General features: G+C 50.8%; 10 protein-coding genes. 3 read left to right on the top strand and 7 right to left on the bottom strand.

What is annotated here, in order from left to right; translation table 11 throughout:
- The 3 genes from IX315_RS09180 to recO all read left to right on the top strand — a co-directional run.
- On the top strand, nucleotides 1–337 hold a 337-nt coding region (locus tag IX315_RS09180; protein WP_211637405.1), incomplete at its 5' end, for a hypothetical protein.
- Nucleotides 338–526: 189 nt separating this feature from the next.
- On the top strand, nucleotides 527–1,984 hold the full coding sequence (locus tag IX315_RS09175; protein ID WP_134849202.1) for an aminoacyl-histidine dipeptidase: 1,458 nt from the start codon (nucleotides 527–529) through the stop codon (nucleotides 1,982–1,984).
- Nucleotides 1,984–2,700, top strand: a complete 717-nt coding sequence (gene recO, locus IX315_RS09170; protein WP_134849201.1) for a DNA repair protein RecO — start codon at nucleotides 1,984–1,986, stop codon at nucleotides 2,698–2,700. The genes IX315_RS09175 and recO overlap by 1 nt, the downstream gene beginning before the upstream one ends.
- Here the strand turns inward: recO and IX315_RS09165 are convergent.
- Genes IX315_RS09165 through IX315_RS09135 form a run of 7 tightly spaced genes read right to left on the bottom strand, consistent with a single transcriptional unit; the run spans nucleotide 2,697 to nucleotide 7,925 of the window.
- Nucleotides 2,697–3,350 (bottom strand): metal ABC transporter ATP-binding protein, encoded by a 654-nt coding sequence (locus IX315_RS09165; RefSeq protein ID WP_018357694.1) that lies wholly within the window; start codon nucleotides 3,348–3,350, stop codon nucleotides 2,697–2,699. The genes recO and IX315_RS09165 overlap by 4 nt on opposite strands.
- Nucleotides 3,350–4,204 (bottom strand): metal ABC transporter solute-binding protein, Zn/Mn family, encoded by an 855-nt coding sequence (locus IX315_RS09160; protein WP_211637403.1) that lies wholly within the window; start codon nucleotides 4,202–4,204, stop codon nucleotides 3,350–3,352. The genes IX315_RS09165 and IX315_RS09160 overlap by 1 nt, the downstream gene beginning before the upstream one ends.
- Nucleotides 4,201–5,163: a calcium/sodium antiporter gene (locus tag IX315_RS09155; protein WP_211637401.1), complete on the bottom strand. Its 963-nt coding sequence runs from the start codon at nucleotides 5,161–5,163 to the stop codon at nucleotides 4,201–4,203. Before IX315_RS09155 ends, IX315_RS09160 begins: the two co-directional genes overlap by 4 nt.
- A gap of 7 nt (nucleotides 5,164–5,170) precedes the next feature.
- Entirely contained in the window at nucleotides 5,171–5,725 is a 555-nt protein-coding gene (locus IX315_RS09150; RefSeq protein ID WP_211831760.1) for a histidine phosphatase family protein, read from the bottom strand.
- Nucleotides 5,725–6,075 carry an Hsp15 family protein gene (locus IX315_RS09145; protein ID WP_134849197.1) on the bottom strand — a complete coding sequence of 117 codons (351 nt, stop codon included), beginning with the start codon at nucleotides 6,073–6,075 and terminating at the stop codon, nucleotides 5,725–5,727. Before IX315_RS09145 ends, IX315_RS09150 begins: the two co-directional genes overlap by 1 nt.
- A gap of 17 nt (nucleotides 6,076–6,092) precedes the next feature.
- Nucleotides 6,093–7,016: a tRNA (adenosine(37)-N6)-dimethylallyltransferase gene (locus tag IX315_RS09140; RefSeq protein WP_211831756.1), complete on the bottom strand. Its 924-nt coding sequence runs from the start codon at nucleotides 7,014–7,016 to the stop codon at nucleotides 6,093–6,095.
- A complete protein-coding gene (locus IX315_RS09135) occupies nucleotides 7,017–7,925 on the bottom strand; it encodes a glycosyltransferase family protein (protein ID WP_211837399.1) in 909 nt (302 codons plus the stop codon).
- Nucleotides 7,926–8,051 lie beyond the last annotated feature (126 nt).

The raw sequence follows: 8,051 nt of genomic DNA, 5'->3' as shown, positions 1-8,051 counted from the left end.
AAATAATGATAGCAGTGTCTCTTTCCTCAAGAGTCCATCGAGCCAAGACTTTGGTTTGGTTTTGGATTATTATGCTCAGCATACGAAGCAGGCTCCATCGGCTTTGGCAGATCAGTATGTTCGAGAGATGGGAGATGTGATTGCGTTCTTTGGGGATGACTTAGATGATGTTGCCCCGATATTATGGTGGGGTATTCGAAATAGTGCATCCTTTAGTGAACTGCCGCTAATGGAACAGGCTAGGATCGACGATATCCTAAGTACTCTTGGATATATTATTCGTGATAATATACGTCGTCCAATGGATCCGAATCTGGATACCCAGGAGCTAAAGTAATTGAAAATACTTATTATTGACTTATTGGTAGCTATAAAGGAACTTTGTGTTAAGGGGAGGTATGGCATGGTGGTAGCGAAAGGGAGCTAGGTGGGTGTGTTTTCGTGTATTTTATCTGATGGTTTAGCGATATTTTGGTATCTTGTCGGGAGTGAATAGAAATTGATAACCAGAAAGAATAGTATTACTATGTCGAATGAGATTTTGAAACTGAAGCCAGAGGCAGTCTGGGCTTATTTTTATGAGCTTACACAGATTCCTCGCCCTACTGGGCAGATGAAGGAGGTGGTAGAGTATGTCTCCTCGGTAGGAAAAAAACTGGGATTAGAGACGCATGTAGATAAGGTAGGTAATATCTTGATACGCAAGCCTGCCACAAAGGGGTATGAGAATCGTCCTGTGGTAGCATTGCAGGGGCACTTGGATATGGTGCCTCAGAAAAACAACCATGTGCAGCACGACTTTGCCAAGGATCCTATCCAGCCACGTGTTGATGGCGAATGGGTGAAGGCCAATGAGACTACACTGGGTGCCGATAATGGTATCGGTGTATCGATGGCGCTTGCTGTGCTATCCGATGACACACTAGAGCATGGTCCTCTTGAGGCGCTCTTTACGATAGACGAAGAGGTAGGTATGGTGGGTGCTTTCGCTCTGGAAGCTGGCTTCTCAAAGGCTGATATCATGCTTAACCTCGATTCTGAGCTTGTGGACGAACTCTATGTGGGCTGTGCTGGTGGTGTAGATATCAATGTGCGCCTAGAGTATAAGGATGATAAGCCTGTACCAGCTAATGATGTTGCGGTGAAGGTGACGCTAAATGGTCTGAAGGGTGGTCACTCGGGCGTGGATATCCACCTCGGTAGGGGCAATGCCAATAAGATGATGGTACGCTTCCTGAAGAAGGCTACCGAGGAATTTAATATCTCTATAGCTGAACTACAGGGTGGTTCGCTCCGCAATGCTATACCACGCGAGGCTTGGGCTGTGGTTACGCTGCCCGAGGAGGAGGTGAAGGACTTCCAGGCTAGGGTTGCAGAGTTCGAGTCGCTCTACATCACCGAGTACCAGGGTATAGAGAGCGGTATCAAGATACATGTAGAGCGTCTTGCCGACCTACCTAAGACGGTTGTGCCTCAGGAGATTGCCGATAGCGTTATCCAGGCTGTTGAGGCGGTGCAGAATGGTGTGATCACTTATCTATCAGAGTTCCCCGATACTGTGGAAGCGTCTAGCAACCTAGCTGCCATCAAGCTCGCTGAGGGAGAGCTTACGGTGACTTTCCTCACCCGTAGCTCTAGCGAGAGCCGCAAGGAGATGGTGGCATCGAGCATAGAGAGTGCTTTTGCCCTCATTGGTGCCGAAGTGGAGTTCGATGGGGACTACAACGGTTGGCAGCCCGATGCACATTCTCACGTACTTGAGGTGATGAAGCGAGTATTTAAGGAGGAGCATGGCGTGGAGCCACCAGTGAAGGTGATGCACGCTGGTCTAGAGTGCGGTATCTTACAGGGTGTGATGCCAAATACTCAGATGATTAGCTTTGGTCCTACCATCAAGTTCCCACACTCTCCCGATGAGAAGCTGGAGATTTCTACTGTAGCTAGGACTTACGACTACTTGCTCCGTACACTCAAGGCACTTTAATGCTCGTAGAGACCGAACTTATCGTGCTCAGTGCTGTGCGTTATTCTGATAGCGCCAGTATTGTGACTACATATAGTGAGCGTTTTGGGACGCTCGCATTTAAGGTCGTTCGCTCTGCCTCTCGTAAGAGGGGAAGGGCGAACGCTCTTTTTATGCCCCTCTCTGTAGTGCGTATGACTATGGAGTATCATCCGACGAGGACTATCCAACTGCCTGGAGAGGCGGTCGTGCTACACGCGCCTATGCGTCCATCGGTCGATGCTGCTGCCAATGCTGTAGCCCTCTTTGTGGTGGAGCTACTTACCCGTATCGTGCGTTCGGGGAGTGCCGATGCCGAACTGTACCGTTACCTTAGGGATGAGATTATGGGGCTGGAGGCTCTGAGTGATCGGGGAGTGAGCTCTTTTCACCTCCGTTTGGTAGTAGGGATGCTGCACCACATGGGTATTCTGCCCGATCAGAGCCGGTATCGGGAGGGATACATATTGGATTTGCCCGAGGGGGCATTCCGTAGGGCTTGGACATTGGAAGAACAGGCACTGGGCAGGAGTTCTGAACTACTGGTGCAATTTATCACTACCGAATCTCCCGAGGAGCTTCCGCTCTCTCGGCAAGAGCGCAATGCCCTCCTAGATATGCTGCTCGCCTATCTTGCGTATCACTTCCCCGATGTGGGCACACTGAGGTCGCCCGAAGTCCTTTGCCAGCTATTTTAGAGCTGGGTGAAGGTGTGGTCGATGTGGTAAATGCGAGTGGAGAGGTCTTTGAGATGCTCTATATTGTGCGATACCATTATCAGCGCAGTGTGCTGCTGTAGGGTAGGGAGCATCTGGTGGAGGGTCTCTTCGAAAGTGCGATCTACATAGGTGGTAGGCTCATCAAGAATCAGTAGGGTGGGTTCGCTCACGATAGCACGAGCTAGGAGTACGCGCTGGAGCTGTCCGCCCGATAGTGCTCCTATGGCGCGATGAGCGACTTCGAGCATGCCCACTTGCTGTAGTGCTTCATGTGCTTTTGCCCTTTGCTCCTTGGTGGAGTACAGACTATTATGAGTGAATAGCCCACTCAAGACCACCTCCTCTACCGATATGGGGAAAGCCTTATCCAGACGGTTCTGCTGCGGCATATATCCGATATTGAGTTGGTCTATCTGCTGCCCTTCGGGGGTATAGTAGGTGATACGCCCCTTACGGGGTATGATGAGCCCTAGCAAAGCACGGACAAAAGTGGTCTTCCCCGCACCATTAGGACCGGAAAGACCGATGAAGTCGTGGGGATAGAGCTCGAAGTCAAGCCCCGTTAGGATACTCGGCTCATCATCGTAGCCGAGCTCCAGTTTCCTCGCTATCAATATAGGATGGCTCATTATCGCTTCCTAAATACCTCTATAAGGCGTTTCATCTCTGCTGTCCAGTCTTCCGCAAGCGGCTGGATGGTTAGAGGTGCTATCCCTAGTTGGCGAGCTATGTTTTCGGTATTCTTTGCGTCGAACTCCTCTTGTATCAATACAGCGCGTGTGTCCATTGCCTTTGCGGTTTCTAGTAACTGTACTAAGTGACGGGGGGTAGGCTCTAGCCCATTCTCCTCTATCACCAACTGGGTTAAGCCCCATTCACTAGCGAAGAGGGATAGGGAGGGGTGGTAGATGACGAAAGCGCACGAATCGCTCTCCCCGAATACCTCGTGGGCGAGGGCTTCGACCTCGCCAAACTTGGGGGTGAGATGGCTCTCGTAATTGGCGCGTAGCTCTGCTTCTTTTTCGGGGAATATCTCGATAGTAGCCGCTAGGATAGCTTCTGCCATAGCTTTGCCGCCCTGTAGCGAAGTCCAGTAGTGCGGGTCGCCATGGATATGTGTGTGTTCGTGACCTTCCTCATGCCCATGGATGAGGTCGTGAGGTAGCCTTTCCGCAAGGTTGATCACGGCAACACTATCGGGTAGTGCATTGATCCACTGTTGCTCAAAAGGCAGAGTGCCGATAGCAAAGTAGCCTCGTGAGTCTTGGAGCTTAGCGATGTTTCTTGGGGTAGGGTCGTAGTACTCAGGGTTATTACCGTAAGGTACGAGCACGTGAACCTCGGCGAGGTCGCCCACGATATGCTTCAAGAAGTACTTCTGGGGCAATAGGCTCACCGATAGGATGGGCTTGTGACTCTCCTTGGACGGGGTGCAGCCTGTGGCGAATAGGGCTACAAGGAGTAGTGTAAGTAACTTATTCATATTGAGTTGGTGATAAGTACAGCGTTGTAAGCGATAAAGAGAAGTAGCATAATCAGCCCTTCGGGACGTTTGATCTCACGTTTGCCCCAGAAGAGTGCCATAGCAAACGCCATGATTGTAGCAATCAACTGCATCCAGATATCGAGAGTAGTAAACTGGAGGTGCTGCAATGGGTGAACGACGCCCGAGATACCGAGCACGAAGAAGATATTGAAGATATTGCTCCCAATTACGTTGCCCACAGCGATACCAGTATTCTTTTTGAGTGCTGCGACTACCGAGGTGGCTAGCTCGGGTGCAGAGGTGCCCCAAGCCACTAGGGTGAGCCCAATCAGGGTGTCGCTTACTCCTAGTTTCTTGGCTATGAGCGAAGCATTGTCCACAAATAGACCGCCACCATAGATGAGCCCTGCTAGCCCTACGATGATGAGCAATACATTTAGCGCCCAGTGCTTCTCGCGCTCGGCGGGTGCCTCTGTCTCCTCTCTATTTTGCCGTCCCATATACATGGTGTAGCCGAGGAAGAGCAATCCAAATAGGATGAGTATCAAAGCCTCGGCACGTGAGATAGATGATGGTGCGCCATCGAGTGCGGGGTCGGAGACGAAGATCATCATCACCGTGGCGGCGAGGATAGATATGGGGATGTCGAACCGGATGGAGTTGCGCTGCACCGGGATGGGATACACCACGGCACATAGTCCGAGGGTGAGTAGGATATTAAAGATATTGCTTCCGATCACATTGCCTACCGCAATGCCTCCATTGCCACCGATACTACTGAGTACACTCACCGATAACTCGGGAGCGGAGGTGCCGAAAGCCACAATCGTAAGCCCTATGATGAGCTGAGGGATCTTTAACCTCCGTGCTATCGCTGCCGCACCATCGGTAAGGAAGTTGGCACCAGCCAAGATGAGTGCCAGCCCAACCACTACTAAAGCAATCTCTAACCACATAATCCTATTAGTCCAAATATGCGTACTCGAGGGTGGTCACCGAACCATACTCAGGTACTCCTACAAAGAGCTCTTCTAGCCCTATTAAACCCTGACAAAGGCGAGCGCTATTGATGACCCCTCCATGGCAAAAGACTGCTACCCTGCGGTAGCGCTCTCTCCTCACTTCTTGTACAAATGCCCGCACTCTTTCGATTAGTTGGTCCACCGTCTCGCCACTAGGCGGAATTGCCTCGCCCTTAGCATCTACATACTTTTCGGGCTGCTCCTTCATAAGCGCGAATACCTCCGTCCACGGCTTTAGTTCCCATTCGCCAAAGTTGCGCTCCATGAGGCGTGGGTCTCGTGTGGCTATCTCGTCGTAGCCACAGAAGGTACAGAGATCCTGTGCCCTCGAGAGGGGACTCGTGAATACCGCATCATACTGTCGCTCTTCTAGCTTATGGCGTACCACCGCTGCCTCGTCGGCAAACGTATCAGCTACCTTGAGGTCGGTCTGCCCATAGCAAGTCGCCCCTGTGATGTTTAGTGAAGTGTGTCTAATCCAGTCTATTCTCAACATTAATATTCTTCTTCGTAATTCTTGCCGTGGCGCTTCTTGCGGTTGTCCTTCCTTCCCTTGCGTAGCTCCTTGCTCTTAGGGTTATCGGAGAAGTTCTCTTCCACTTTCTTGTGGCTTCCATACTTCTCATCGGTCTGGCGCTCAGCTGCCTCACGGGCAAACTTCCTAAATAGTCCCTTCAGAGGGATCGACACATCATCGAGGGTTACCCTGTCCTCTACCGAGGCTTTGTCGCCAATGCCAGCGGTCTGGTCGTTTACCTTGATACGTCCTTGACGAAGTAGCTCCTCTGCATCCTTTCGTGTGTACTCGTAGTACTCACTCACAATACGACTAATGCGTACCTCCATACTATTGGATTAAATAGTTACTGATATTTATTGAAAATTAATTCCTTCATCGCCTCTGCTGTCTCCCTAGGAGTGGCAAGAGGACTAATATATTCTATCTCAAATCCATTGCGCTCCATCCCTCTCGCCCACGTCATCTGTCGTTTGGCAAACTGGTGTATCGCTGTCTCTAGCCCTCGGTGCATCTCCTCGTAGCTGAGTTTATCCAGTAGGTAGAGCGTTACGAACTTATACTCTAGTCCGTAGCGAATGAGTGCATCGGGCTCCACTTGCTCCAAGAGCCCCCGCACCTCATCTATCATCCCCTTTTCTAGTCTTGCCAAGAGTCTTCTCGAGATTCGCTCTCGGCGTACCTCACGGCTTACATCCACACAGAAGATAGGGCCTCTCAGGGGCGCCCGCTCTTCTACCTCCACTTCGCCCGCAAGTGCCAATTCTATGGCACGCACTAAGCGCCTGCTATTGTGGCAGTCTATACCCTCCAAACTGCCACCTGCTGCCAATAGCCTAGCTTGGAGTCCCTCTACTGAGAGGGCATCCAGCTCGGCACGTAGCTTGTGGTCTATAGGCGCTTTGGGCATCTTATACCCTCCGAGGACGGCTGTCATGTAGAGTCCGGTACCGCCACACAGTATCTTAGGAGTCTCTTGGGGAAGGGCATCGAAAGCTTTGTAAAAGTCCCCCATGTATCGGTGTAGGTTGTACTGCTCGCCAGCCTCCGCTACATCAATCATGCGGTAGGGGACAGAGTAGCCGCCCACCTGATACTCCGAGAGATCCTTGCCTGTGCCGATATCCATACCACGGTACACTTGGCGCGAGTCTCCACTAAAGAGTACCGCACCAAGCATCTCTGCCAACTGCACAGCGATAGAAGTTTTACCGCTGGCGGTTGGTCCATAGATGGTAATGATATCGATGCCGAGCGGCAGAGGTTGCATTTACTTCCCGAGTAAATTCTGTGGATAGGTACCCTCGTCGGCGAGCTTCTGTAGCTTAGCTACAACATCGGGACGGTCATTGGCATAGGTGACACCAAACCACTTGGCAGGGGTATCGAGTATCTTGCAAGTAGATGTACCATTATTAATAAGTTGGTTGACCACGAAGGGGATGTAAAACTCACCCTTCTCGCTATTGATATTTTGCTCTAGGAAAGAGACAAAAGCCGCTTCGGAGTGCTGGAAGTAGTCGGGTGTAAAGCCCCACATATTCATTGATACAGGGGTATGATCGTCTATGGCCACTTTCTTGCCGTACTCATCGGTGAAGACAATCTCGCCATCTACCCTCTGCACATCGGTACGCTCTACTACGCCAGTGAGGAAGCCCTCCTCATTGGTCTCGCATACACCACGGGCTACAGTGCCGCTCTCGCTGAGCGTATTGCCTACACGATAGCCTACCATGCAATACTGGTTGGTAGTGCCCTCCATACGGCGCAGTTCTTCGGCAAGAACCTCGAAACTCTCACGTCCGTAGAAGTCGTCGGCATTGATGACCGCAAATGGCTCCTTAATCACATCACGCCCCATGAGTACAGCGTGATTGGTACCCCAAGGCTTGGTACGACCCTCAGGGCAAGTGAAGCCATTGGGTAGGTCGTTTACAGCTTGGAATACTATCTCTACTGGCAGAAGATGCTCGTACTTGCTGGCTACCTTGGTGCGGAAATCCTCCTCAAAGTCTTTGCGAATCACAAATACCACCTTGCCAAACCCAGCCTTCACTGCGTCATAAATTGAGTAGTCCATAATGGTTTCGCCACTAGGTCCTACACCATCTAGCTGCTTCAGACCGCCATAACGGCTGCCCATGCCTGCTGCCAGTACAAATAATGTTGGTTTCATCTTTTACTTTGCTTATAACTCTTTCTAAACAGTGTGTAAAGCTACACAAAAAAAGTGATAATGGGATGATTATTAGTAGGCTCTCCACTCTTTTTAAGGAGTGTTAGAGCAATATGAATGCCCCGA

It is taken from the genome of Porphyromonas levii (assembly GCF_018206105.1).
GTDB lineage: Bacteria > Bacteroidota > Bacteroidia > Bacteroidales > Porphyromonadaceae > Porphyromonas_A > Porphyromonas_A levii.
Note: the sequence above shows the minus strand (reverse complement) of the source record. Positions and strands in the feature narration are given on the sequence as shown.